The following is a 23,355-nucleotide window of genomic DNA, read 5'->3' on the forward strand; positions in this document are numbered from 1 at the left end:
GCCTCAGTACACATATTACCAAGGCAAGGCTCATGTTTTGACATACCCCGCTGAGTTTCTAGGCTTACAGGCGCATGCAATCTAAAACGTTAGATTAACGACACCTTCGATTAACAGGGAAGCTATCGAAATGAAATATCGTCCATTAGGAAATTCAGGCCTATTGGTATCTGAAATCGTTCTGGGTACCGTACCGTTTGGAGGAAGTGGCGGCTTTGAAAAGGCCGCCAGTGTTGATGTAGAAGGCGCGCGACGCCAGATTGACATGGCGATTGATGCCGGGGTTAACCTGATCGATACCGCCGATCTTTACTCCATGGGCGAGGCGGAAGAAATTGTAGGCAAGGCGCTGGGCAACAAGCGCCAGGAGATGATTCTTGCTTCCAAGGCCAGAAGCCCCATGGGCGATAACCCCAACCACAGCGGCTTTTCACGCTATCACTTGATAAACGCTTGCGAAGCCAGCCTGAAACGCCTGAATACCGACCATATCGATTTGTACCAGATCCATAACTGGGATGGTGTTACGCCCGTTGAAGAGATGCTTTATGCACTTGATCATCTGGTGCAAAGCGGCAAGATCCGCTATTACGGCACTTCCAACTTTACCGGCTGGCAGATGATGAAGACCATCGGCAAGGCCGAACTGCATAACCTTGTCAAACCCATCAGCCAGCAGATTTACTACACGCCGGAATCCCGCGAGGCCGAGTATGAGCTGATGCCACTGGCGATCGATCAGAACATTGGCACGCTGGTATGGGGGCCGCTCGGTGAAGGCCTTTTCAACGGTAAGGTACGTCGAGGTCAGAAAGCGCCTGAAGGCACTCGCCAGGGCAACGGCTGGCCTGAGCCCTATGTACATGACATGGAGCGCGCGTTTGATATTATCGAGCTGTTAGCTGAGATTGGTGAAGCGCACGACGCCTCTATTCCGCGCACTTGCCTTGCTTGGCTGAAGGACCGCCCCGGCGTAACCTCATTGATTGTCGGCGCACGCAACGAAGAGCACCTGAAAGATGACCTGGCCGCGGCAGAGCTTACGCTAAGCCAGGAAGAGATTGATCGTCTTGAAGCCGCCACGCGTCCGGCCCCGCTTTACCCTTACTGGCATCGCGTCGTGGCAGGTATGGACCGCATCGACAAGGCCGAGCAGCCGTTTATCGACAACTACCGTAACACCATCGATAACCGGGATGACGAGCGCTAAAAACACACTACCGATTGAGCTGTCTCAGCCGGTGGCGAACCATTACAACGCCAAAAAGTCGGTATGGAGTTATCCATACCGACTCAAGATCGAAGTAAAGCTTAAAGCAGTAACGAACCTACACTAGCCATTAAAAGTGGTAACGAGCACCTACCGCGTAATACATATCTTCTTCGTAGTCGTTAACGGCATCAAGATTTCTGTCGTTAAGTTCAAGGAACATATCGAAGTTTTTGCTTAGCTTGTACATTGAACCTAGCGCCCAAGCGTTACGGTCGCTGCTAGCACCGGCCACGTCGATGTTGTAGTAGTCGGCGAAGAACGCCCAAGAATCGATAACGAAGGTAGCACCTACGCCGATTTTATCGAAACCACCACCGTAAACGTCGTTATCGCTGCGGGTTTCATAACCTACACGGGCAGAGAAAGCATCTGTAATGATAAAGGCACCTGTCGCGCCGTAGCGCATTTCATCATTACCACCGCCAATCGCGACATCGTCAACAAAACCTAGAGCCAAACGCGCTGGTCCAGCTTCATAGACTACGCCACCTTGAACAGCAATATCACTGCCACCGGTTTCTTCAATTTCGGCTTCGGTCAGGCCGCGCTCAGAGAAGTGCTTGGCAGAAATAACCGCCTGGAAACCTTCTATTTCCGGCGTTTTATAACCGATAGAGTCGCCGCGTGCCTGAACACCACCGCCTGCAAATTCATAGCCGCGCTCAACGTAAACGTCGAAGGGGGTCATGACGTAGTTGTCATAGAAGCTGTTGTAGTTACCCGCCATGAACGTACCGAACTGCTCACTTTCCAGGCCCAGATAGCTATTACGCACTTCATCAAAACCGGGGCGGCTACGCTCATCACCCGTGAAGCGCCACTCTACACGGGCAAAAGCACGCAGGTCATTAGTAATTTGATGGCCGGCTGTGATGCGCAAACGCGAACCAAAGTTACGGAATTCTTCGCCGTTATCAACGCCGTCTTTAGCACCGCCCCCCCTCAAAACCCATGGCGATACGGCCGTAAATATCTAGCGTTGTGCCGTCCTGGTCATACACCATCGCGCCTTGAGCTGCAGAGGCGCCTAATAAACCACAAACCCCTAACGCTAGTGTCGTTTTCTTAAACATGTTCGATCCCGTTGAAATAATCGTATATTTTTTTAATAAAAAGGTTCTAAACGAACATGAGCTCGTCTGATCCTCAACGCTGCAAATAGTAATGGGCTTATATTTCATTTTTTTTAAAGTTTTAATATTTTTTAGTAACTTATGGACCCTATTTAATATTCAACAAAAAATGACTAAAAACCGTAACAAATCCTTAATAAAGCCATATACTGAAAAAAACTAATTATTATTTACTTTGTGTCATCACATATTCACTACCTTGACTTGGCAGTGTCACTGTCTCTGGCCACACTGAATTAAAATGTGATAAAGGGATGGATCGCGTATGCGGCTTTGTATCGTTAGCGAAACATGGGCACCGGAAATAAACGGCGTTGCCCATACGTTGAGTCGGCTGCATCAAGAGCTCTACCGACAGGGCGTTGAGGTTGATGTAATTCGACCCCGGCCACGCGTAACAGGTGAGACCGCTAATGTTAAACAGGAACTGCAGGTTAAACGGTGCGTTTTGCCTGGCTACACGGATGTCCAGGTAGGTTTGACTCGCCCTTCCACGCTACGGCGTTTTTGGCGCGAACATCGCCCAAGCGTGGTGTATCTCGCTACACAAGGTCCTCTCGGCTGGGCAGCACGACAGGCCGCACGTCAGCTTAATATCCCGCTGGTGGCTGGCTGGCACACCAATTTTGATCACTATTGCCACGATTACGGCGTGCCCTGGCTTGAATCAGCCACGCGTCGCTATCTGCGCTATTTTCATAACGGCTGTGAACTTACCCTGGTACCTACCCAGCTTCAGGCTACGGCATTGGGCAAACAGGGTATTCGTAACGTTCATGTCATGTCGCGCGGCATTGAGGGTGAGCAGTTTTCGCCTGCTCACCGTGACGCCGAGCTACGTAAGCAATGGGGTGTAAACGCGTATCAACCTGTAGCGCTTTATGCGGGCCGTCTGGCCGCAGAGAAAAACCTCACGCTTCTACAGGAAACTTTACAAGCCATGCGTGCAGTACGCCCGGATATGGCACAGGTGATTGTGGGTGATGGCCCTGGCCGAGCGCAGCTTGAAAAAGCGCTACCCGAGGCGCGCTTCACAGGCTTTGTGGATAAACAGGAACTGTCCCGCCACTACGCAAGCGCCGATTTGTTTATCTTTCCTTCGCTTTCTGAAACCTGGGGTAACGTGGTTGCAGAGGCCATGGCAAGCGGCTTGGCCGTCGTGGCTTACCGGCATGCCGCCAGCGCCGAGTTGATTCAAAACGGCCATAACGGCATTACCGTCACGCCTGATGACAGCGAAGCCTTTCAGCAGGCGGCGGTTGAACTCTGCCAACATCCGGCCGATTACGCGCGGTTAGGACGTGTCGCACGCCTACGGGCGCTTGAGCAAAGCTGGTCGGGCATTGCCGATCAGTTTATGCAGTATCTCCAACAAGCCCAGGAGGCTTATCATGCGTCCACGCCCACTTGTCGTGTTCGATCGTCTTGACCTACTGGAGTGGCAGCTCTGTCAGCGCGTTACGCGTCTGAATCTGTTTCGCCCTTGGCGTATTACTCTTCAGGCCGCCAGCCGATTAGGTGATTGGCCCATCTGGGTACTGCTGATTGCCGCTCAGCCCTGGCTACAGCCGGACGGTGCCTGGCGCATTATGCAATACAGCAGCATTGCCCTGGCTGCCATGGCGGTGTATCGGCTGATCAAAACACGCCTCTGCCGCGAACGGCCCTTCATTACTTATCTAGACGGCGTACACTGCGGCGAACCCGCCCGCGACCGCTATAGCTTCCCAAGCGGGCATACCATGCACGCGGTACTGTTTAGCGTACTGGTGGCCGCTCATACACCATGGCTGCTTCCCATTGTGTTACCTCTAGCATTGCTGATCGCTATTTCCCGGGTGGGCCTTGGGCTGCACTACATTAGCGATGTCATCGCTGGCGGCGCTATCGGCTATGGCTTCGCTTTTCTTAGCCTTTATTGGATGGGCTAAAGTAAACTTTTCGCCATTTCAAGCGTTAGGCACTAAATTAAGACCAACCCTGTCATTTAACGGTCTTGCGAAGGCATTGTCCTTACGCATTCATTAGGGAGCGATGTAATGACCATGACGGTTGGCGAACTCTTTATTGCGCTTGTGATCATTGCGCTAGCGCTTGTGGTTAGTAACGCGTTAAGGCTTAGGATCACGTGGCTACGCAAGCTTTTTCTACCCAGCTCGGTGATTGCCGGACTGATACTTTTATTGCTGGGACCTGACGTTATTGGCCGCCTGATGCCTACCCTGTTTGAAGATAGCCCGGGCCTGTTTCCCGCCTATGTGCAAGAGAGCTGGGCGGCCTTGCCGGGTCTGTTGATTAACGTCGTGTTTGCCGCTTTGTTTATCGGCAAGGCCATTCCTGGCCTTCGAACCATCTGGCTTCGCGCCGGGCCTCAGGTCGTGGTAGGCCAAACCATGGCCTGGGGGCAGTATGTCGTAGGCCTTACCTTAGCGCTTTTGGTATTAACGCCGTTATTTAACATGAACCCCATGGTGGGCGCGCTCATCGAGATTGGTTTTGAAGGCGGCCATGGCACGGCAGCAGGCATGGCTGATACGTTCGCCGACCTAGGCTTTGAGGAAGGCGCTGACCTTGCCTTGGGGCTAGCCACCGTAGGGATCGTGGCCGGTGTGCTTATTGGCACCCTGATGATCAACATCGCCGCCCGCCGTGGGGTAATTATCCCCACCAAAGAGAACGATTCTCCGGATGATCTGATGCGCGACGATGAGCGCCCTTCCACCGAAGAATTTAGCGAGTTTAAAAAAGACCTTACCCACGAAGCAGGCACCACCGACCCGCTTAGCCTGCATATTGGTTTGGTGGGCATTGCTATTCTAATTGGTTGGCTGCTGCTTTCTGGCCTGCAATGGATCGAGCAGGTTACCTGGGCACGTAACGATGGCCTCGAAATACTCGCCCACGTGCCGCTGTTTCCTATCGCGATGATCGGTGGGGTGATCGTCCAGTTAGTGGTGACTCGCTTTGGCCTAGAGCGCCACGTATCCACACGCACCATGGCGCGAATTGCCGGTACTGCGCTTGATTTTACCATCGTGGCGGCACTGGCCACGCTGTCACTCACGACGCTGGGCGAATACTTTCTGCCGTTTTTGCTACTCTCGGTAGCCGGTATTGGCTGGGGGTTATTCGTGCTGATCGTAATTGCTCCACGGGTTATCCCAGAGAACTGGTTTGAGCGGGGCATTGGTGACTTTGGTCAGTCCATGGGGGTAACGGTCACGGGCCTTCTATTAATGCGGATGGCTGACCCGAAGAACACCTCAGGGGCATTTGAAAGCTTTGGCTACAAACAGCTCATGTTTGAACCGATTGTAGGCGGTGGCTTGTTCACTGCGGCTGCGCTGCCGCTGATTGCCGAGTTTGGTGCTGTAGCTGTCCTGATATTCACCGGACTTTTAACCTTGGGCTGGCTGGCCTTTGGTTTACTCTACTTTGGCCGTTTGGTACCCGAACGCGGCCGAGGCCGTTGGCAGCAGAAATAGCCTTGGTCAGATAGCCACTTATTATAAAGCCTCATGCCCACGTAAGCGGGCATGAGGCTTTATAGGGTGCTACTAAAGGTATGGCTAACAGGTTTTCGCTAGGGGTTTGAGTTATATGGCATTGGACAGCAACGTCATACCACCACTCTTTTAGGCTCAAAGTTCGGGCGGTATATCGTCCGGATCTTCGTTGGTGACCATAAAAGAGCTTTTAAACATCATGTATAACCCGATGGCTGAGAACCCTAAAAACAGCACAAACATGCATAACATCAGTACCATCGCCATAGCGCTTATCCCTGAAAGTACGCGGCTGTTGCGTTGACGTTTTCTAACCGCTTAGAGGTAGTATGCCGACAGGATAGACTAAATCGATGGATTGATCTGTACAAAGGCTTTGCAAATTACAACCTGATTTAAATATCGTATAAAAATCAATTATTTAAATATATTAGCCACGCAAAAAAACCACTTCGCTTTCGCGAAATGGTAGTTTTGCATCTGCGCCATTCCCTGGCCTCGACGATTAGCGTCTCCATACGCTAATACAAGTGAGCAGAATGAATGTCCTTAAGCTTCCCTGTTTTTTCTAAATTTGGCTCCTGCCTTCCCTTATCTTCTATCATTCAGCTCACACTGTTACTACTTAGGTAGTGCAGGCAGCAGGCCAACATTTCGCTTAATCACCTAAAAAACTTATAAATCATAAACTTAAGATTTAACAAACTCCTCTAACATAGGTCATATCACGACTTAAAATTGTGTAAAAAAGGCACATGCGACAGATAAGCACGGCTCACTATCGGCCCTGTTGATTAAATCAGTGACAAGACGACACAACAGTCTTATTTTACGTAGTGCTGCAACTGCTGCTTCAGATTCATGACGATGCTAGGCATGCTTACCTGAGAGGAATAGATGTATGAAACGTACTGTGGCTATGGCTTTTCTGATAACAACTCTTACGCTGGTTATTAGCGGCTGCAATACAATTAATGGTGCCGGTAAAGATATCGAGCAAGGCGGTCAAGCGATTCAAAATTCAGCAGCGAGTTAACGCCACCATGATGACCGTCTACCTTTCACACGGCTTGGAAAGCGGGCCCGACGCCTTGAAGATTCAGGCCCTAAAAGGCATTGCAGAAAAGCTTGATGACTGCGAGCCGGTTGTCATGGATTACCGGGGCATGGCTGAACCGTCAAAACGTCTGGAACACTTGCTGGTGACCCTCGCCAAGCGTAATGACAAACCCAGCGAGTGTGTGCTGGCAGGTTCAAGCCTGGGTGGGTGGCTAAGCGCGGCGGCTAGCGCCCAACACCCCGTACTGGGCTGCTTTCTTCTTGCGCCGGCGCTGGGCTTACCTGCCTATCCGCAAACCTCACCCACCATTCAGGCCCGGCTTACCCATATCATTCATGGTTGGCAAGACGATGTGGTGCTCCCTGGCCCGGTGATTGAGCATGCACAGCGCCAACACCTGTCCTTGCGAATGGTGGATGATGATCACCGCCTGCATGCAAGTCTGGACACCATTCTCAGCGATTTTGAACACTTTCTTGTTCAGTGCCAAACCTTAGATCAACAGGCCATTCAGGCAGGCTACCCTTAAACGATTAATACCTGGCCTACTCGTCGGCAAGCGCCGGTAATAGCGTTTTCAGTTTGCGCGTCAGAGTGTTTCGCCCCCAGCCGAGCAACTCGGCCGCTTCTCCCTTGCGCCCGCCGGTATGCTTTAATGCCGTCTCGATCAGAATTCGCTCAAAGTCCGGCACGGCCTCTTCCAGCAGATGCGTATGCCCTTCGGCCAAGGCGCGGTCGGCCCATTCGCGAAATGCCGTTCGCCAGTCGCCATGAGCAGCGTTTTCAGCCGTATGGGAGGAGCGCAATTCAGGGGGCAAATCTTCAACCAGTATTTCGCGCCCTGAAGCCATCACTGTTAACCAGCGACAGATATTCTCCAACTGGCGCACGTTACCCGGCCACGGCAGACGCGTCAGGTGCGCTTCGGTTTCGGCCGTGAGTACCTTGATATCGGTCGCCAACTCCTTGGCGGCTTCGGCAAGAAAATGTCGCGTGAGCCGGGGGATGTCCTCGCGCCGCTCGGCAAGGCGCGGCAGATGGATGCGGATAACGTTCAGGCGATGGAAAAGGTCTTCGCGAAATCGCCCGTCATCCACCAGCGATTCAAGATTCTGGTGCGTGGCCGCGATAATACGCACATCTACCCTGACCGGCGTATGCCCGCCTACTCGATAGAACTCACCATCGGCGAGCACGCGCAATAACCGGGTTTGGGTCTCAGCGGGCATATCGCCAATTTCATCCAGAAACAGCGTGCCGCCATTGGCCTGTTCAAAGCGCCCTTGGCGCAATGCCGCCGCCCCGGTAAAGGCGCCTTTCTCGTGGCCGAATAGCTCAGACTCGATCAGATCACGCGGGATTGCCGCCATATTAAGGGCAATAAACGGCTTGCCCGCCCGTGGGCTGTGCTGGTGCAGCGCCTGGGCGACACGCTCTTTACCGGTACCCGACTCACCGTTGATCAACACCGTGATATGCGAGTGAGAAAGCCGCCCAATAGCCCGGAACACTTCCTGCATGGCGGGGGCTTCGCCGATGATTTCTGCATTCAAGCCTTCGGGTACGCTAATCGGCCGCTGACGCTCGCGGGCATGAGCCACCGCCCGGCGCACGAGCGCCAGTGCCTCATCCACATCAAACGGTTTGGGCAAATACTCAAAGGCGCCGCCTTGATAGGAAGCCACCGCGCTATCCAGATCCGAGTGCGCGGTCATGACGATCACCGGTAAATCAGGGTGAGCATCGCGGATACGTGACATCAGACCCAGCCCATCAATGCCCGGCATACGAATGTCCGTCACCAGTACATCCGGTGGGTTTTCCAGTAGCCTTTCAAGCGCTGTATCGGCCCGTTCGATGCACTCTACATCAAGATCCGGCTGTGCCAGCGCACGCTCAAGCACCCAGCGGATAGCGCGGTCGTCGTCCACAACGACCACCCGTGCAACCTCATTACGTGTCGCCTCAGTCATGACGCTTCTCCGGTGCAGTTAATAACCAGTGGAATCAGTAAACGAAATTCGGTGTGTCCGGGTCGTGAGTCGCATTCGATCAATCCTTGATGCTGATGCAAAATTGACTGGGCGATGGAAAGCCCCAGCCCGCTGCCTTCAGCGCGCCCTGAAACCATGGGGTAGAAAAGCGTTTCCTTAAGCCCCTCGGGGATGCCTGGGCCGTTATCAATCACGCCCACCTCGCTCACCAGCCGGTGGCGCTCGGCGCCCAGCGTGAACTGGCGCCGGGCACGGGTGCGTAGCATCAGCTCAGGCGCGGGTGTCTCGGCATCGCTCATGGCCTGTACGGCATTTCGGGCCACGTTGAGTACCGCCTGGATCATCTGCGACTCATCGCCGGAAAGATCCGGCAGGCTGGGGTCGTAATCACGATTGACAGTAATGCCTGGATGCTCAGCAATCAGCAGCGCCCTTACCCGTTCCAGCACTTTATGAATATTCACCGGCGCATGCTTGACGATGCGATTAGGGCCAAGCATCGAGTCCACCAGATCGCGCAGGCGGTCGACTTCTTCAACAATGATGTGGGTGAACTCACGCAGCGCCGGGTCTGCCAGGTCGCGCTCCAAAAGCTGGGCGGCGCCTCGAATTCCGCCTAGCGGGTTTTTCACTTCATGGGCAAGGCCCCGCGCCAGTACCTTGATGGTTTCCTGACGCGTGGTCAGCGCTTCCTCGCGGGAGATCTGCATCAAGCGATCACGAGGTTCCACTTCCAGCAGCAGTTCATTTTCCGACAGGGGGGTCACGGTGTAATCCACCGTCAGGGGTTCGCCATTGACCGGGGTAATACGCGCCTCGCGCTGGGTGTAAGGGTGAAAGGCATCCCGCGCCTTGGCTAACACCTGATCGATACTTTCATCGCCGCCAAGCAGGGTGTCCAGGTTGATTCCCTCCACGCGGCTAAAGCTTACCGCCAGCAGCGCTTCGGCGGCCGGGTTCATCCAGCGTACGCGGAGCTCACCGTCCAGTAGCAGTACTGCCATGGTGAGATGTTCTAGTAAACGCTGATACATGAGGTGTCCTGAAGCATCGCTCGTGAAATCATTCATCGTTGTAGGGAAATTGCAAAAAGCGCGCCAAGTCGGCTCACTATTGCTTACCTGCACGGATTATGGGCAGTTGCGGGTGGGGCCCGAGCTTTTTTAGCGCAGCATTCGATCAGCCACCTTGCGACAACGCACCATTTTAGTGCATTAAGCCTGATTAAGGGGCACGTTACTCACCGGTTCAGTGCAATAAAAAAACCCCGCCGAGGCGGGGTTTTAGCACTATCACTGAGTGATTAGCAGCTGTAGTACATATCAAACTCGATGGGATGCGTGGTCATACGAATACGCTCCACTTCTTCCATCTTGAGTTCGATATAGGCATCGATCATATCGTCGGTGAACACGCCACCTTCGGTCAGGAACGCACGGTCAGCGTCGAGCGCTTCCAGCGCCTGATCCAGGCTGTTGGCCACGGTCGGTACGGACTTGCCTTCTTCTGGCGGCAGATCGTACAGGTTCTTGTCCATGGCATCGCCAGGATGAATCTTGTTCTTGATACCGTCGATACCGGCCATCAGCAGGGCAGCAAACGCCAGGTACGGGTTGGCCGTCGGGTCAGGGAAGCGGGTTTCAACACGCTTGCCTTTCGGGCTTGCCGTGTAAGGAATACGGATAGACGCCGAACGGTTGCGAGCGCTGTAGGCCAGCATGACCGGCGCTTCAAAACCCGGTACCAGACGCTTGTACGAGTTGGTCGATGCGTTGGTGAAGGCGTTCAGAGCACGCGCATGCTTGATCACACCGCCGATGTAGTAAAGCGCCATTTCAGACAGGCCCGCGTACTCGTCACCGGCGAACTGGTTCTGGCCATCTTTCCAGAACGACTGGTGTACGTGCATACCGGAACCGTTGTCGCCTACCAGCGGCTTGGGCATGAAGGTCGCAGTTTTGCCGTAAGCGTGGGCCACGTTGTGGATCACGTACTTCATTTCCTGAACTTCGTCAGCCTTCTTCACCAGCGTGTTGAATTTAACGCCGATTTCGTTCTGACCGGCGTTCGCCACTTCATGGTGGTGAACTTCAACGGTCTGGCCAATCGCTTCCAGCGTGTTACACATGGCGCCACGAATATCGTGAAAGCTATCGACCGGTGGAACCGGGAAGTAGCCGCCTTTAACGCGCGGGCGGTGGCCCAGGTTGCCGCCTTCGACTTGGTTGCTGGTTGCCCAGGCACCTTCGTCGGACGTGATTTTGTACATGGAACCCTGAATGTCGGACTTCCAGTGCACTTCGTCAAAGATGAAGAACTCAGGCTCCGGGCCGAAGAAGGCGGTATCGCCCAGGCCGGTAGATTCCAGGTACGCTTCAGCGCGTTTGGCGATGGAGCGTGGGTCACGGTCATAGCCCTGCATGGTGGCAGGCTCAATGATATCGCAACGCAAAATCAGGGTAGCGTCTTCGGTGAAGGGGTCGAGGAACGCTGTGCCATCTTCCGGACGCAGAATCATGTCGGATTCGTTGATGCCTTTCCAGCCCTCGATAGAAGAGCCATCAAACATCTGGCCATTCTCAAAGAACTCTTCGTTTACATCGCGGGCAGGCACGGTGACGTGCTGCTCTTTACCGCGAGTATCGGTGAAACGCAGATCCACCCACTTAACATCATGTTCTTCGATTAGCGCGAGAGTCTTGGCTGACATTGTGTCCTCCGGTATGAGCGTGGCTTAAAGCGTAAAACAGTAAGCTATCGATAAAAGTGTTGTTAGACAAACTCTGTCATTCGACAAATAACGAGCCAGAGGGCGCGCTTGTCATTGTTGTTCGCTCAACGATTGCCTGATTTGGGTAACAAATCGTCCAGCGATCATTTCAAACCGGCTATCGTTGTAGCACGCCGTAAGGCATCTGCCTACGACCCGCTAGCCGCTGACCAATACAATGCAGAGAGCGTGCCAACTTTGCACCAACTTGGCTTGCATTAAAAATAAGCCATTGTTTATAAATAAATAAAAGTTAACCGGCCATGCATCGCCATGTAGCATAGCGTCCGACGATTAAGTTTTGGCTACTCCCTGAGCGTAGTTTTGAACCAAAAAAGCGCAAAAAGTAATTCTTTTGATCCATTTTGGTGCAAAGCCTACTCCTCACGCTTTCAAACGCTTCCCAAACAGCATAGCGCCCGTGGTAGTGGTGTTAGCAACTTGGTTGAGCATGATAGAACCGCTTGCCCCGATAAGTATAAGTAGCAACACATAAGCGGCCACGGGCAGTGTTAAAGGCGCAACAAACACGTCGGTAATTGAAAAAAACATCGGGTGAGCCAGGTAAATGCCAAATGAGTATCGATTGATATAGCGTACCCATTCTGGCGCCGGGCAATCTTTCAGGTAACGCATGGCAACGAGAGTAAAGAGTACAAATAGTGGAATGACCCACACTTCCTTGGAGGAAAACTGCAGCCAGCCGGCAACGCTTGCCACAATCAACAGGCATACCCAAAGGCCAAGCCACACCGGATGAGACAGATAACGCATCCACGCTGGCCGCTCAGGTGCCTGGGTCGCCGCATCAAAGGGGTAGTAGCGCACCAGTACCAGCGCCAGAAAAAACAGATAAATCCAGCCAAGAGGTGCAATCCATAGCAGATACCCTGGCAGTTCAACCTCAAGCCAATAGGCCGTGCCCCAGTACGCCATACTTACTAGGCAGCTAAGCCATAGCCACGGCAACGGGTTGAAGCGCCACAGCCGCCAGCGCGTAAACAGCCAATAGGCAACATAAAACTGCATGGCAATGATCAGGAAATAGCCGTGCCAACCGGCAAAGATCAAGTACTCCATCGCGTTGGGGATAAAATTCACCGGCTGCCCAATCATGCCTAGATGCGCCCACTCTGCCGTCGAGTAGATAAAGCCATATACCAGATACGGCAGCATCACGTACTTCACCCGTTGGGCCAAAAAACCGGGTGGCACCGCCTTGTCGTAACGCATGGCAAAAACGAACACCGAGATAAACAGAAAGATCGGCGTACCCAGCACCAGCGGCAAACGCATCAGGTCGGTGGCCAGGTTATCCACACGCTGATTGACGTGGTCCAACAGGTGAAACAAAAAAACGGCTACACAGCCGTAAGCACGCAACCAGTAGATTTCTTCTATTCTTTTATGCATACCTACTCCATGTATGCCTACGCTGAGCACGCCCGGTTATCGTGGTGTCCGACTCTATAACCTGCTAATAATTCCTGGAGGCAGTTTGCCACTCTCTTCACGCACTGGCATGTCGCGATGGTCGTTACGCCCGCTTTTAGCCAGGCTAACTGCCCTGCTGGGCCTGTGGAGCTTCTTTAACGCAGCGATTGCCGGTGAGGTTCAATATCACACCTTTGAATCATCCACGCTTGGCCACGCCTACCCTTACACCGTTTATTTACCCGACAATTATGACGCTGAGGCGAGTACGCCATACCCCGTGGTTTATTTACTGCACGGCTCCTTCGGTAATGAGCGCGACTGGGTAGCCAAGGGTAACCTTGCCCAAACCGCTGACCGGTTAATTCGAGCAGGGCATATTCCGCCTGCGGTATTCATCATGCCCGGCAGCCGCAGCTGGTGGATAGACGACCACAACGAAGCAGGCCGCAGCGCCTTTTTCAACGACCTGATTCCGCATGTAGAAACGCACTATCGGGTAGGATCAACGCGTGCGCTACGCGGCGTGGGCGGGCTTTCAGCCGGGGGCTTTGGTGCGCTTAACTTTGCCCTTGAAAAGCCTGAGATGTTTGGTGCCGTGGCCGCCTTGAGCCCGGCAAGCTACGTCCCCTACCCGCCACCTAACTCATCTGCCCACCGTCATCCTTCCTTTCTAGATGAACAAGGCAATTTTGATACTGCTCTATGGGACACGCGCAACTACCCTGCTTATCTGGAAGAGTATCGTATTAACGTAACCCCCCGCCCCAGTGCCGAAGAAAGCGATATTCCGCCGGTGCCACTTTATATTAGTGCAGGGCGTAGCGATGTGTATGACGCCGAGTTCCACGCCCGCCAGCTGCGCCAGGCCATGGAACGCATTCAGCCCAACGACGTGCGCCTGGACCTCTACCCCGGCGGACATACCTGGCGCGTATGGCGGGCCAGCTTACCGGCGGCGTTAACCTTTATGTTTCAGCACATTGGCGACACACCCACCGGCCAATAACTGGCGAAATCAATAAACAGCAAACTACACTTGTCGTATAGGCCAACGTATAAGGAGATAACGATGCATCGACATATTGAATGGGACGACCCGGGTAGCGCCAGCGTATCCAAGCTATTCGCCAACGATCATCATGGCCACGCCAGGATTGGCACCGGCGATATTCTCTCGGCACGCTACCAGGGCAAGATCGTCCGTGTGGAAGTGGAAGCCTACCGCGAGGAAGACGCCGTCAGCATTGGCAAGGTCGTCGCCATCCTCGACGCCAAAGGCAATCGCCTGAAAGGCATGGACAAGCTCGACATCGGCGACATCGTCCGTTTGCCTGATGACAAGCGCGCGTTTGAAAAACGCGAAGACAATGACTAAGCCAGCCATACTGTCACTTCGTATATAAAGAGAGCCCCACCGGGGCTCTCTTTATTCGTGCTTATTAAATACTTTGTTTATGCCGCAGCAGTAGAACCTAAATCTAGCGTGCCAGAGCTGCTTGAACAATAGCCACATCCCTATCAAAAACTAGGAATAGCGCGGTATAAGCGTTAGCGCACCCTCGAAAACATCACAGGGCTGCGGCAGCGCGCAGAGACGCCAGGAGCCATAAATCCCCTTTAACCATAATATGCTTTGGCGTACATACTTAGCTGTGCTAATTCCCACTAATCCTTCCCAGCGAGCATGCTACGCTTAATGCCATTCCCCTTTGATGACAGGATTTTCGCCATGCGTTTAAACCACTTGTTGTGCGCGCTGCTGTGCGTGGTTGTACTGCCGGCCCAGGCTCAAACATCAGATGAATGGGCGGGTTACGATGATGTGTTTGAGCGCGGGGCAAGCCATGCCAACGCTTGGCAGTGGGGCTGGACGGGTATTTATGGCACAAGCCTTGCTTACAATGCCTACCAGTCGAGTGAGGCGAGCGACCGTGATGACCGCTTTGATGCGCGGGTTGGTGTGGTGAAGTCGGCGCTGGCATTGGGTGGCATGCTGATGGATAGCCAGCCACACCCGGCAGCGCTTGCCGAGTATGAGCGGTTAAAAGCCCGCGGCGAGCTAAGCGGCGTGCAGGCATTGGGATTGGAACTGGCCCAGGCCGAGCGGGAGCGGCGCGGTTGGGGAGCGCGGGTAAGCTCGCTGGTGGTTAACGGTGTGGCGGGCGCGGTGATTGCCGCCGATGGCCGGGAAAGCGATGGCGCGATCAACTTTGCCACCGGCATGCTGGTGAACGAACTGCAGATTTGGACTCAGCCGAATCAGGCGTCGTCGGCGATCAACCGCTTTCAGCCAGCGCGCCTTTCGCTTGGCCCTGTGACGTTACAAGGCGAGTACGCACTGCTGGTATCTCCTCAAGAGCTTGGCGCTACCTGGCGCTACTAACTACCCCTTAACCACGCATAATTTCAAGACGCTGTAATATGCGGTATTTTCTACCGCCTGCCATGTTGGTGCTGTAAAACCGGGCGCGGATAATTGGCGAACAAAATAATCACAGGGGGGGAAATGGAAACACTAATATTAGAAAAGAGTGATAGCGTGGTAGTGAATGATGCGCGTCATATTACCGATGTGTTGATCAACCTGGATGATCGCTGTGATGCGCTGACCGTTTCCCTGTACGACCAGACAGCTTTTCAGCAGCCTGATTATCCGGTGTATCTCGACCACATCGACCCCGTCTCCGGCGAGCTTTTGCTGGTAGTGACCGATGCAGGCAGCCTAGAAACTCCCATCTTTGATACACATCGGCTAGCACTAAGCGCTGAAAATGATCAGACCCTGCGCTTTGAAGCCATTCAGGTGCTGAAAGCCGAACGCTACGGTGATGCCTTGCAACTACGTTGCGCGCTTCCCAAGCGCCTGATTACAGCAGCCCGGCGTCAGAGCGCACGCATCACGCTTAGAAAGGATATGCATGTCAGCGCGGCGATAACGTGCTTTGTCGACCAGCCGCCCATCATGGCAACGCTACGCGATATTTCAGGGGGTGGTTGCCTGCTAGGCTTGCCGTTAGCGGAATGCGCGCCGCTCACTGGAGCATTAACGCTACCCGCCGTAACGCTTACCTTTCCCAGCGGTGAGCACTTTACTATTAAGGCTTCAGTGCGCCATGTCACGCCTATCGCTCGCAGCAACCAAGCGGTGGTGGGGCTTGAATTCGGCAATCTTGATCGCCCCCATCAGCGCCAGCTTGCCCATATTGTGTCGTCCACCGAGCAAGAAATTGCTTGGCGCGCGGGCGAGGTGTCTCGATTGGCGGCGCCTACCCCTCTCTATGCCAGCGCTGAACGCACGCGAAGCAGAACGGCAAGGCGTCGGCAACACACCCCAGAAGGGCTGAATACGCTGCGAGAAATTGCCCGCGACCAGCACCTATTCCTGCTAGCACTGCAAAATGGCCACTCGCTACCGGTGGAGCGCCTGGAACGCAGTGCCAATCAACTAATAAAGCTGCTGGGCAAGGGCCGCCAAGCGTTTTTTTACGATCTTACCTGCCTTACCGACGAGCCCCAGTGGATGCAACATTCACTTAACGTGGCGGGCAGGCTAGCGGATTTGATGCTGGCCGAGCCTGAGTTGGCCGCTGACACCCATCGTGCCGTACGGGCAGCACTAATTCATGATTTGGGTAAGGCGATGCTGATTGATGAGGCCCTGCCTTCGCTTGAAAGCGAAATGAACGAGGCCCAGCGTAGTCGGCTACGTAATCATGTAGGGGCGCTGCTGGCAGCATTGGAACGCGCAGGCTACCCGCTTGATGCGCTGGAGCGTGACATCATTGGAGGTATCAACGAGCGGCTTGATGGCTCGGGCTACCCGCGTGGAGTGGCGGGCGAGGCGCTTTCCCCGGTGGTGCGCATGGCGGCTGTCATTGATGTGATTGATGCCATGACGCGCCCACGGGGCGACCGACCGGCGCTGGATGCCGTCAAGGCGTACCGCTATCTTTATAACCGTCCCAAGCGCTTTGATCGCCACTGGGTTACGCGCTACGTTCAGCGTCATGGATTTTATCCACTCGGCAGTTTGGTAAAGTTTTCCCACGGTTATCTGGCTTGGGTGCTAGCCCTTGATGAACGTGGCCAGCCAAGCCGCGTGCGGGTGGTACGGAATCTTCGCCGTGCGGGCATCTTTTATAATGATGAGATCAGCCGGGTTGATTTCGACCAGTTGGGACGTTTGGTCGAGTCGGTCCAGCCCGAGCACTACGGTCTTTAATGAAGGCGGGCGATTCGATAGCGCATTGAGGTTTTGGCTATCGACATTTCCCCGCCAGTTCGATAGCACGCTTATGATTGCCACCACTGGGCAAGCGCGTAAAATATTCAGCAATTTTTTGGCTCAGCCAAATGTTATGTTATAACTTATTCTATTATTCAGAGGGTACACCGTGAGTCATCGCACGCACCGACATAACCGGGAAGGACCTTGCCACTTCTCCTTGATGTCCTTATCGGCCACTAAACGGTTGGTATTTGTGACTGTGCCGCTATTGGCGCTGTGGGCACTGGTGGCTTGGGCGAGCGGGTGGCCGCAATGAGCCTGCATGATTTGCCCCGTTTGAAGCTTGAGAACCTGCACTTGGCCCAAGGGCACCGTACAGTGCTGGAGCATGTGGATGGCGATATCAAACCCGGTGCCATTACTGCGCTGATTGGGGCTAATGGGGCGGGCAAGAGCACACTCATTCAGGCCATCATGGGCGAGCTTCGCCCCATTAGCGGCAAGGTAACGTGCCATGTTCCTTCAGAGCGGCGCGCCTGGCTGCCCCAACAGCTGGCGTTGGACCTTACTTTTCCCATGAGCGTGGAAGAGCTGGTCATGACCGGTAGCTGGCCAAGCCATGGGGCGCTCAAAGGTTACTGTGCAGCGCACTACCGCAAGGGCCGCGACATCATGGCACGCCTGGGGGTTTCGCATTTGGCTCACCGCCCGCTGGGCGAGCTTTCCGGCGGCCAGCGCCAGCGGGCGCTGATTGGACGCACGCTGATGCAGGAAGCCGAGCTTTTACTGCTGGATGAGCCGTTTGCCAATGTGGATAGCGATACGGTGGATATCCTGATCCGCATTCTGCGCCAGATGGCAGATGACGGCACTACGATCATTGTCGTGCTGCACGATATGGATCATTTGCAGCGCCTGGCAGATGAAGTGTTGATGTTAAACGGCGGCCATGCCCGCTGGATGGCGCCAAGCGCCTTGCATCAGCAGCAGGTGCCCGCCCAGGCGGTGCCTTTTACTCTGGGAGGTCGCCATGCTGGAATTGCTTAACGCGTGGTTTGTCGCCCCGTTTGATTACGGTTTCATGCGCCGCGCCGTGGTGGGTGGGCTTGCGCTTTCACTCGCTGCTCCGCCACTCGGGGTGTTTCTGGTGCTGCGTGGCATGAGCCTGATTGGCGATGCCATGGCTCACGCCATTTTGCCAGGGGTTGCCATCGGCTTTCTGCTGGCCGGCTTTTCGCTGCCGATCATGAGCATTGGCGGGGTGATGTTTGGGCTGATGGTGGCCCTGCTGGCTGGCGCCGTCTCGAAAATGGGCGGCCAGCGTGAAGATGCCGCCATGGCGAGCTTTTTTATTATTTCGCTGGCCGCAGGCGTCATGCTGATATCAGTCGGCGGCAGCAGCGTGGATTTAACCCATGTGCTGTTTGGCTCGATTCTAGCGGTCAATTCAACGGCGCTGGTACTAATTGCGAGTATCAGCACACTGATTGTCGTGATTCTGGCAGTGTTTTTCCGGGCGCTGGTGGTGGAATGCCTGGACCCGCTGTTTCTGCGCGGCCAGAGCCGGCGCAACGGCTGGGTACACAGCGTGTTTCTGGGCCTGCTGGTGCTCAACCTGACCGCAGGCTTCCAGACCTTGGGCACGCTGATGGCCGTGGGCCTGATGATGCTGCCCGCCACAGCGGCGCGGTTTTGGAGTAGACGCCTTGAAGGGCTGATGGCCATTGCCGTGGTACTGGCAATGACGGCTAGCACAGGCGGCCTGCTGCTTTCGTTTCACCTGGATATCCCTTCGGGGCCAAGCATTATTCTGCTGGCTGGCGCGGGTTACTTTTTCTCGGCACTGTTTGGGCGCTATCACAGCCTGGCGGCCAGACTGCGGCGTAGAACAACGCCGCTAAGTGCCGAAACCTCGATGTAGCACATCATTAAAAGGAGTAGGTATGTCTTTACGGTTATCTTCGCGCATGCTGGTTGGCGTATCAGCACTATTGGCGCTCCCTGCCGCCATGGCTGCCGAACGCGTTCAGGTAGTCACGAGCTTTTCGATTCTAAGCGATATGGTCGAGAACGTGGGTGGCGAGCATGTGGACGTTACCTCGCTGGTTGGTCCCGACGGCGATTCGCATGTCTACTCCCCCCGCCCCGGTGATGCCCGAGCCCTGGCTGAAGCTGACCTGGTGGTATTTAACGGTCTGCTGTTTGAAGGCTGGATGGAGCGGCTGATTGAGTCCAGCGACTACCGCGGCTCGCTGGTAATCGCCACCGACGGCATCGACAAGATCGACTATCAGCCTCACGCTCACGACCACGAGCATGACCACGGGCATGATCACGAGCATGACCATGGTGAGTCTGATCCACACGCCTGGCAGGACATGACGCAGGCACGTGTTTACGTGACCAACATTCGCGATGGTTTGATTGCCGCTGACGAAGCCAACGCTGACGAATACCGGGCCAATGCGGACCGTTACCTCGCCGAGATGGCCGAAACAGATGCCGAGATTCGCGAGCTGATCAGCGAGATTCCTGCGTCTACCAGTGTGATTACCGGCCACGACTCCTTTGGCTACTTCTCCAATGCGTACGGCATTCAGTTCCTATCCCCGGCTGGACTTTCAACCGAAGTGGAGCCTAGCGGTGCCAGCATGGCCGAACTGGTCGATGTAATTAACGACCAGAACGTTCAAGCGTTATTCCATGAGAACATGACCAACCCGGCGGTTATCCAGCAGCTGTCTGAAGAGACAGGCCTGCCCATTGCCGGCACCTTATACGCCGACGCGCTCTCCTCTGAGGGCGAAGCCAGCACCTACCTGGGCATGATGCGTCACAATGCCCGCGTACTGCACGATTCGCTGGCAGAGCCGGGTCATGATGATCATGCGCCCAGCCATGACCATGACCATGACCATGACCATGACCATGACCATAGTGAGCATACACACTAAACGTACGCTCAAAGCGTCAGGCCGAAATAAAGTAAGTCAGATCTAGAAGAACCAGCTCAGCAGTACCTTCATGGCCACCAGCACCGTTCAGGCGCTGGTGGCTATGCTTAACCACTCTCTAAAGCAGGTCATGGCATGGGTTTCGACCCGCGACTGCAGGTGAGTCAGCCAGTATCCGCCCAAACTCACCGATGCACTAAAGGGTTGTACCAGTGCACGGCTGGCCAGTTGGCGTGAGAACATTGACGGGGGTGCCAGCGCGACGCCTGCTCCTTGCTGCGCCGCTTCCATCATGGCGATAGACGAGTCAAACACAATGCTTTTCGGCACCGAGACATTGCTCGACAGCCCCGCCGCCAGTAACCATTGCGGCCATTCATCGGCGCGGTAAGAACGTAACCATGTTTCGCCCACCACATCGGCAGGCGCCTTGAGCCGGGTGGCGATTTCAGGCGTACACATCACCGATAGCGAGGCTGGTAGCAACGGCTGTGCTGCTATTCCGTGCCAAGCACCCGTTCCAAAGCGAATGGCAAAATCGAGCCCCTCGGCCGCCATATCTGTCCGGTTGTTATGCGTAAAAAGACGCAGATCAATAAACGGATAGCGTTCCTGAAAATCTGCCAGTCGAGGCAGCAACCAGCCTACGGCGAAGGTTCCCACCGCGCCTACGTTCAACACCTCCCGGTAGTTGCTTTCGCCTAGCCGATCCAGGGCATGTGTGATCTGGTCGAAGGAATCTTTTAGCACCGGCAGCAGCATTTCCCCTTCGTGGGTAAGCATTAACCCACGGGGCAGGCGTGTAAAAAGCAATACCCTTAACTGACTTTCCAGCAGTTTGACCTGGTGGCTGACGGCAGCTTGCGTTACACACAGCTCAGCAGCGGCTCGGGTAAAGCTTAAATGTCGCGCCGATGCCTCAAAGGCCCGCAGGGCTTTTAAAGGCAGGTAGGGATGTACCATGCAACCCCCCAAATTTTTCTAATAGCTCATGCAAAATATCGCCGTTTGTCACCTCATACCGTTCGCCGTAATTTAAGCATTCTGCTAGTGGGGCCAGCGCCCAATTCTATTGACCAACAAGTAACGGGGTTTCAGCATGAGTAGGATGTTAGCAGCAAACATTTGTCTTATCGCGGCAGGTTCTTTGAGCATAAGCACATTCACCTGGGCTGGCGACGCACACGGCAGCGTACACATTGAGCCTCTGGTTAACGACACTATAACGGCACTAATGGAAGAGCATCGCATCCCGGGCATGGCCGTTGCCTTGAGTGTTAATGGCCGACAGCATTACTTTAATTATGGTATCGCCGATCAGGAGGCAGACGTGCCGGTAACGGCGGATACCCTGTTCGAGCTTGGCTCCGTTAGCAAAGTTTTTACCGCGGCGCTGGCCGCTTACTTTGATGCCAGCGGTGATCTGTCGTTATCCGACCCCGCCAGCCATTATCTGCCAGCGCTGGAAGAGAGCGCTTTTGATGACATCAGTTTGCTGGAACTGGGCACTTATACAGCTGGCGGCCTGCCTTTACAGTTTCCGGATAACGTTAAAAACGAAACTGACATGCTCAGCTACTATCGCCAATGGGAACCTGACTTCCCCCCCGGCAGCCACCGGTTGTATTCCAACCCAAGCATCGGGTTACTCGGCTATCTGACCGCTCAGCGCCTAGGCCAGCCGTTCGAGGCGCTGATGAAGAACCATCTGTTCTCTCCTTTGGACCTTGATCACAGCTTCTTTCAGGTACCCCACCAGCAGCAGGCGAATTATGCCTTTGGCTATTCAAAAGAAGATGAGCCCATCCGTGTGAACCCAGGCGTGCTGGATGCAGAAGCCTATGGAATGAAGTCAACGGCCGCCGATGTGCTGACCTTTGTCGATGCCCATATGCACGGCTCAGCACCGGATGACACGCTGCGTGAGGCGCTGGAGATAACGCGAAGGGGGTATTTCAATATGGGGGGCATGGCTCAGGGCCTGGGCTGGGAGCGTTATGCTTACCCGGTATCAATTGAACAGTTACGCGCCGGGAACTCACTTGAGATGGTGCTGGAGGCCAATGCAGCGGAGCGCTTACAGCCGCCGCTACCGGCAAGCCAGAACATCTGGTTTAACAAGACTGGCTCGACCAACGGATTCGGTGCCTACCTAGCCTTTATCCCCAGCCAGCAATTGGGGATTGTCATGCTGGCAAACCGGAATTACCCCAACCAGGCGCGTATCGCGGCCGCCCATCATATTCTAACGGTACTGGCAGAAGCGCCTTGAGTTAAGCCCCAGCGCATTGATGGGCTTGCCATCAAGGATGGCGATATCAGTTATTTCTGATATCGCCTCCTTGATTATGTTTTTAAGCGTACGGGGCACACAATACACTCACGCTAGTTAATTTATATAGCCATTTAAAAATATATAAACTAATTATAATTTTTGTTGTATTTTGAATATTATATTAACTATTGATATTGATTAAATATCCCAAATAGCTTTATTTATTATTGGATTAAACTAGCATTTATCGCTATATCTTAATTTACATCATTAACAAGTAAGCCAGCATCAACACTAAAGTAAATTATGATTAACAACAATCGCCAGCCTAGCATTTTTATTACTCAACTAAATTCACTTTTATGAAATCATCAGGTTGTATCTAGATTATTAGGGGTGGGTGGGTGTGGCTATATTGGCTCTCATACTGTTAAACGGCTTCTTGAAGCTGGCCATGAAGTTATTGTCTTAAACAATAATAGCATCAATAAATATTTACAAATATACGGTAAGAAAAAGGAAAAGGAAGTTTACTTTTCTGCAACGTTATCAGCAGTTAAAAGTAAGTCTTCTTTTATTAATTAAGGAGATTGGTCATGCGTTGGACAGCCGAACCCTCTGACATTGAAAAAGCTCAACCAATCAAAGCTTCATCTAAAAGTACTTCAATAGCTAATAAAGCACCTCATAAAACCGTATTAGTTTGTTTTTCACATTTACGCTGG

The 23,355-nt window shown here is 53.9% G+C and carries 22 protein-coding genes; 15 read left to right on the forward strand and 7 right to left on the reverse strand.

The annotated features are described in order from the left end of the window. Positions 1 to 130 precede the first annotated feature (130 nt). Positions 131 to 1,210, forward strand: coding sequence for an aldo/keto reductase (locus ELY38_RS15890; protein ID WP_127063200.1), 1,080 nt, complete (start codon positions 131 to 133; stop codon positions 1,208 to 1,210). 130 nt (positions 1,211 to 1,340) lie between these two features. Here ELY38_RS15890 and ELY38_RS15895 read toward each other — a convergent pair whose 3' ends face one another. Next, a complete protein-coding gene (locus ELY38_RS15895; protein WP_479694247.1) occupies positions 1,341 to 2,153 on the reverse strand; it encodes a porin in 813 nt (270 codons plus the stop codon). A 46-nt stretch (positions 2,154 to 2,199) separates the two neighbouring features. Further along, positions 2,200 to 2,346 (reverse strand): hypothetical protein, encoded by a 147-nt coding sequence (locus ELY38_RS19755; RefSeq protein ID WP_479694248.1) that lies wholly within the window; start codon positions 2,344 to 2,346, stop codon positions 2,200 to 2,202. 325 nt (positions 2,347 to 2,671) lie between these two features. Here ELY38_RS19755 and ELY38_RS15900 point away from each other — a divergent pair, with 325 nt between their 5' ends. From ELY38_RS15900 to ELY38_RS15920, 5 genes are all read left to right on the forward strand, one after another. After that, complete coding sequence (locus tag ELY38_RS15900) at positions 2,672 to 3,835, forward strand: glycosyltransferase family 4 protein (RefSeq protein WP_127063201.1); 1,164 nt, start codon at positions 2,672 to 2,674, stop codon at positions 3,833 to 3,835. Beyond that, entirely contained in the window at positions 3,798 to 4,337 is a 540-nt protein-coding gene (locus tag ELY38_RS15905) for a phosphatase PAP2 family protein (RefSeq protein ID WP_127063202.1), read from the forward strand. Before ELY38_RS15900 ends, ELY38_RS15905 begins: the two co-directional genes overlap by 38 nt. Positions 4,338 to 4,445: 108 nt before the next feature. Further along, positions 4,446 to 5,891: a sodium/glutamate symporter gene (locus ELY38_RS15910; protein ID WP_127063203.1), complete on the forward strand. Its 1,446-nt coding sequence runs from the start codon at positions 4,446 to 4,448 to the stop codon at positions 5,889 to 5,891. Positions 5,892 to 6,813: 922 nt separating this feature from the next. Beyond that, positions 6,814 to 6,948, forward strand: coding sequence for an entericidin A/B family lipoprotein (locus tag ELY38_RS15915; RefSeq protein WP_127063204.1), 135 nt, complete (start codon positions 6,814 to 6,816; stop codon positions 6,946 to 6,948). Between the two features lie 7 nt (positions 6,949 to 6,955). Continuing rightward, positions 6,956 to 7,501: a YqiA/YcfP family alpha/beta fold hydrolase gene (locus ELY38_RS15920; protein WP_127063205.1), complete on the forward strand. Its 546-nt coding sequence runs from the start codon at positions 6,956 to 6,958 to the stop codon at positions 7,499 to 7,501. A gap of 16 nt (positions 7,502 to 7,517) precedes the next feature. On the opposite strand, the gene glnG is transcribed toward ELY38_RS15920, so the two are convergent. The 4 genes from glnG to ELY38_RS15940 all read right to left on the reverse strand — a co-directional run bounded on the left by glnG (position 7,518) and on the right by ELY38_RS15940 (position 13,149). Beyond that, entirely contained in the window at positions 7,518 to 8,945 is a 1,428-nt protein-coding gene (gene glnG, locus ELY38_RS15925) for a nitrogen regulation protein NR(I) (RefSeq protein WP_127063206.1), read from the reverse strand. Next, positions 8,942 to 10,000 carry a nitrogen regulation protein NR(II) gene (glnL, locus tag ELY38_RS15930; protein WP_127063207.1) on the reverse strand — a complete coding sequence of 353 codons (1,059 nt, stop codon included), beginning with the start codon at positions 9,998 to 10,000 and terminating at the stop codon, positions 8,942 to 8,944. The genes glnG and glnL overlap by 4 nt, the downstream gene beginning before the upstream one ends. Positions 10,001 to 10,269: 269 nt before the next feature. After that, positions 10,270 to 11,676: a glutamate--ammonia ligase gene (gene glnA / locus ELY38_RS15935; protein ID WP_127063208.1), complete on the reverse strand. Its 1,407-nt coding sequence runs from the start codon at positions 11,674 to 11,676 to the stop codon at positions 10,270 to 10,272. A gap of 444 nt (positions 11,677 to 12,120) precedes the next feature. Next, a complete protein-coding gene (locus tag ELY38_RS15940; protein ID WP_127063209.1) occupies positions 12,121 to 13,149 on the reverse strand; it encodes an acyltransferase family protein in 1,029 nt (342 codons plus the stop codon). A 109-nt stretch (positions 13,150 to 13,258) separates the two neighbouring features. Between ELY38_RS15940 and ELY38_RS15945 the strand changes: the two genes are divergently transcribed. From ELY38_RS15945 to ELY38_RS15975, 7 genes are all read left to right on the forward strand, one after another. Further along, the gene (locus ELY38_RS15945; RefSeq protein ID WP_127063324.1) at positions 13,259 to 14,179 is read left to right on the forward strand and encodes an alpha/beta hydrolase; all 921 of its coding nucleotides are present in this window, start codon (positions 13,259 to 13,261) and stop codon (positions 14,177 to 14,179) included. 63 nt (positions 14,180 to 14,242) lie between these two features. Beyond that, a complete protein-coding gene (locus ELY38_RS15950) occupies positions 14,243 to 14,548 on the forward strand; it encodes a hypothetical protein (RefSeq protein ID WP_127063210.1) in 306 nt (101 codons plus the stop codon). A 354-nt stretch (positions 14,549 to 14,902) separates the two neighbouring features. Next, positions 14,903 to 15,556: a hypothetical protein gene (locus ELY38_RS15955; protein ID WP_127063211.1), complete on the forward strand. Its 654-nt coding sequence runs from the start codon at positions 14,903 to 14,905 to the stop codon at positions 15,554 to 15,556. Positions 15,557 to 15,679: 123 nt separating this feature from the next. Further along, positions 15,680 to 17,395: an HD domain-containing phosphohydrolase gene (locus tag ELY38_RS15960; RefSeq protein WP_127063212.1), complete on the forward strand. Its 1,716-nt coding sequence runs from the start codon at positions 15,680 to 15,682 to the stop codon at positions 17,393 to 17,395. 318 nt (positions 17,396 to 17,713) lie between these two features. After that, entirely contained in the window at positions 17,714 to 18,448 is a 735-nt protein-coding gene (locus tag ELY38_RS15965; RefSeq protein WP_127063213.1) for a metal ABC transporter ATP-binding protein, read from the forward strand. Continuing rightward, positions 18,432 to 19,322, forward strand: a complete 891-nt coding sequence (locus ELY38_RS15970; RefSeq protein ID WP_127063214.1) for a metal ABC transporter permease — start codon at positions 18,432 to 18,434, stop codon at positions 19,320 to 19,322. Before ELY38_RS15965 ends, ELY38_RS15970 begins: the two co-directional genes overlap by 17 nt. A gap of 22 nt (positions 19,323 to 19,344) precedes the next feature. Then, entirely contained in the window at positions 19,345 to 20,355 is a 1,011-nt protein-coding gene (locus tag ELY38_RS15975) for a metal ABC transporter substrate-binding protein (protein WP_127063215.1), read from the forward strand. An 87-nt stretch (positions 20,356 to 20,442) separates the two neighbouring features. Here ELY38_RS15975 and ELY38_RS15980 read toward each other — a convergent pair whose 3' ends face one another. After that, a complete protein-coding gene (locus ELY38_RS15980; protein WP_127063216.1) occupies positions 20,443 to 21,318 on the reverse strand; it encodes a LysR substrate-binding domain-containing protein in 876 nt (291 codons plus the stop codon). A gap of 145 nt (positions 21,319 to 21,463) precedes the next feature. Here ELY38_RS15980 and ampC point away from each other — a divergent pair, with 145 nt between their 5' ends. Next, complete coding sequence (gene ampC, locus ELY38_RS15985; RefSeq protein WP_422822347.1) at positions 21,464 to 22,627, forward strand: class C beta-lactamase; 1,164 nt, start codon at positions 21,464 to 21,466, stop codon at positions 22,625 to 22,627. 399 nt (positions 22,628 to 23,026) lie between these two features. Next, the gene (locus ELY38_RS15990) at positions 23,027 to 23,215 is read left to right on the forward strand and encodes an NAD-dependent epimerase/dehydratase family protein (RefSeq protein ID WP_127063218.1); all 189 of its coding nucleotides are present in this window, start codon (positions 23,027 to 23,029) and stop codon (positions 23,213 to 23,215) included. Positions 23,216 to 23,355: the final 140 nt, after the last annotated feature.

The sequence above is a fragment of the Vreelandella nanhaiensis genome (assembly GCF_003990185.1).
Classification (GTDB): Bacteria; Pseudomonadota; Gammaproteobacteria; order Pseudomonadales; family Halomonadaceae; genus Vreelandella; species Vreelandella nanhaiensis.

Excerpts from the sequence above, each read along its gene's own strand:
- ELY38_RS15890 (WP_127063200.1), top strand. The coding sequence starts at position 131 with ATGAAATATCGTCCATTAGGAAATTCAGGCCTATTGGTATCTGAAATC.
- ELY38_RS19755 (WP_479694248.1), bottom strand. The coding sequence starts at position 2,346 with ATGTTTAAGAAAACGACACTAGCGTTAGGGGTTTGTGGTTTATTAGGC.
- ELY38_RS15900 (WP_127063201.1), top strand. The coding sequence starts at position 2,672 with ATGCGGCTTTGTATCGTTAGCGAAACATGGGCACCGGAAATAAACGGC.
- ELY38_RS15905 (WP_127063202.1), top strand. The coding sequence starts at position 3,798 with ATGCGTCCACGCCCACTTGTCGTGTTCGATCGTCTTGACCTACTGGAG.
- ELY38_RS15910 (WP_127063203.1), top strand. The coding sequence starts at position 4,446 with ATGACCATGACGGTTGGCGAACTCTTTATTGCGCTTGTGATCATTGCG.
- ELY38_RS15915 (WP_127063204.1), top strand. The coding sequence starts at position 6,814 with ATGAAACGTACTGTGGCTATGGCTTTTCTGATAACAACTCTTACGCTG.
- ELY38_RS15920 (WP_127063205.1), top strand. The coding sequence starts at position 6,956 with ATGATGACCGTCTACCTTTCACACGGCTTGGAAAGCGGGCCCGACGCC.
- glnG (WP_127063206.1), bottom strand. The coding sequence starts at position 8,945 with ATGACTGAGGCGACACGTAATGAGGTTGCACGGGTGGTCGTTGTGGAC.
- glnL (WP_127063207.1), bottom strand. The coding sequence starts at position 10,000 with ATGTATCAGCGTTTACTAGAACATCTCACCATGGCAGTACTGCTACTG.
- glnA (WP_127063208.1), bottom strand. The coding sequence starts at position 11,676 with ATGTCAGCCAAGACTCTCGCGCTAATCGAAGAACATGATGTTAAGTGG.
- ELY38_RS15940 (WP_127063209.1), bottom strand. The coding sequence starts at position 13,149 with ATGCATAAAAGAATAGAAGAAATCTACTGGTTGCGTGCTTACGGCTGT.
- ELY38_RS15945 (WP_127063324.1), top strand. The coding sequence starts at position 13,259 with ATGTCGCGATGGTCGTTACGCCCGCTTTTAGCCAGGCTAACTGCCCTG.
- ELY38_RS15950 (WP_127063210.1), top strand. The coding sequence starts at position 14,243 with ATGCATCGACATATTGAATGGGACGACCCGGGTAGCGCCAGCGTATCC.
- ELY38_RS15955 (WP_127063211.1), top strand. The coding sequence starts at position 14,903 with ATGCGTTTAAACCACTTGTTGTGCGCGCTGCTGTGCGTGGTTGTACTG.
- ELY38_RS15960 (WP_127063212.1), top strand. The coding sequence starts at position 15,680 with ATGGAAACACTAATATTAGAAAAGAGTGATAGCGTGGTAGTGAATGAT.
- ELY38_RS15965 (WP_127063213.1), top strand. The coding sequence starts at position 17,714 with ATGAGCCTGCATGATTTGCCCCGTTTGAAGCTTGAGAACCTGCACTTG.
- ELY38_RS15970 (WP_127063214.1), top strand. The coding sequence starts at position 18,432 with ATGCTGGAATTGCTTAACGCGTGGTTTGTCGCCCCGTTTGATTACGGT.
- ELY38_RS15975 (WP_127063215.1), top strand. The coding sequence starts at position 19,345 with ATGTCTTTACGGTTATCTTCGCGCATGCTGGTTGGCGTATCAGCACTA.
- ELY38_RS15980 (WP_127063216.1), bottom strand. The coding sequence starts at position 21,318 with ATGGTACATCCCTACCTGCCTTTAAAAGCCCTGCGGGCCTTTGAGGCA.
- ampC (WP_422822347.1), top strand. The coding sequence starts at position 21,464 with ATGTTAGCAGCAAACATTTGTCTTATCGCGGCAGGTTCTTTGAGCATA.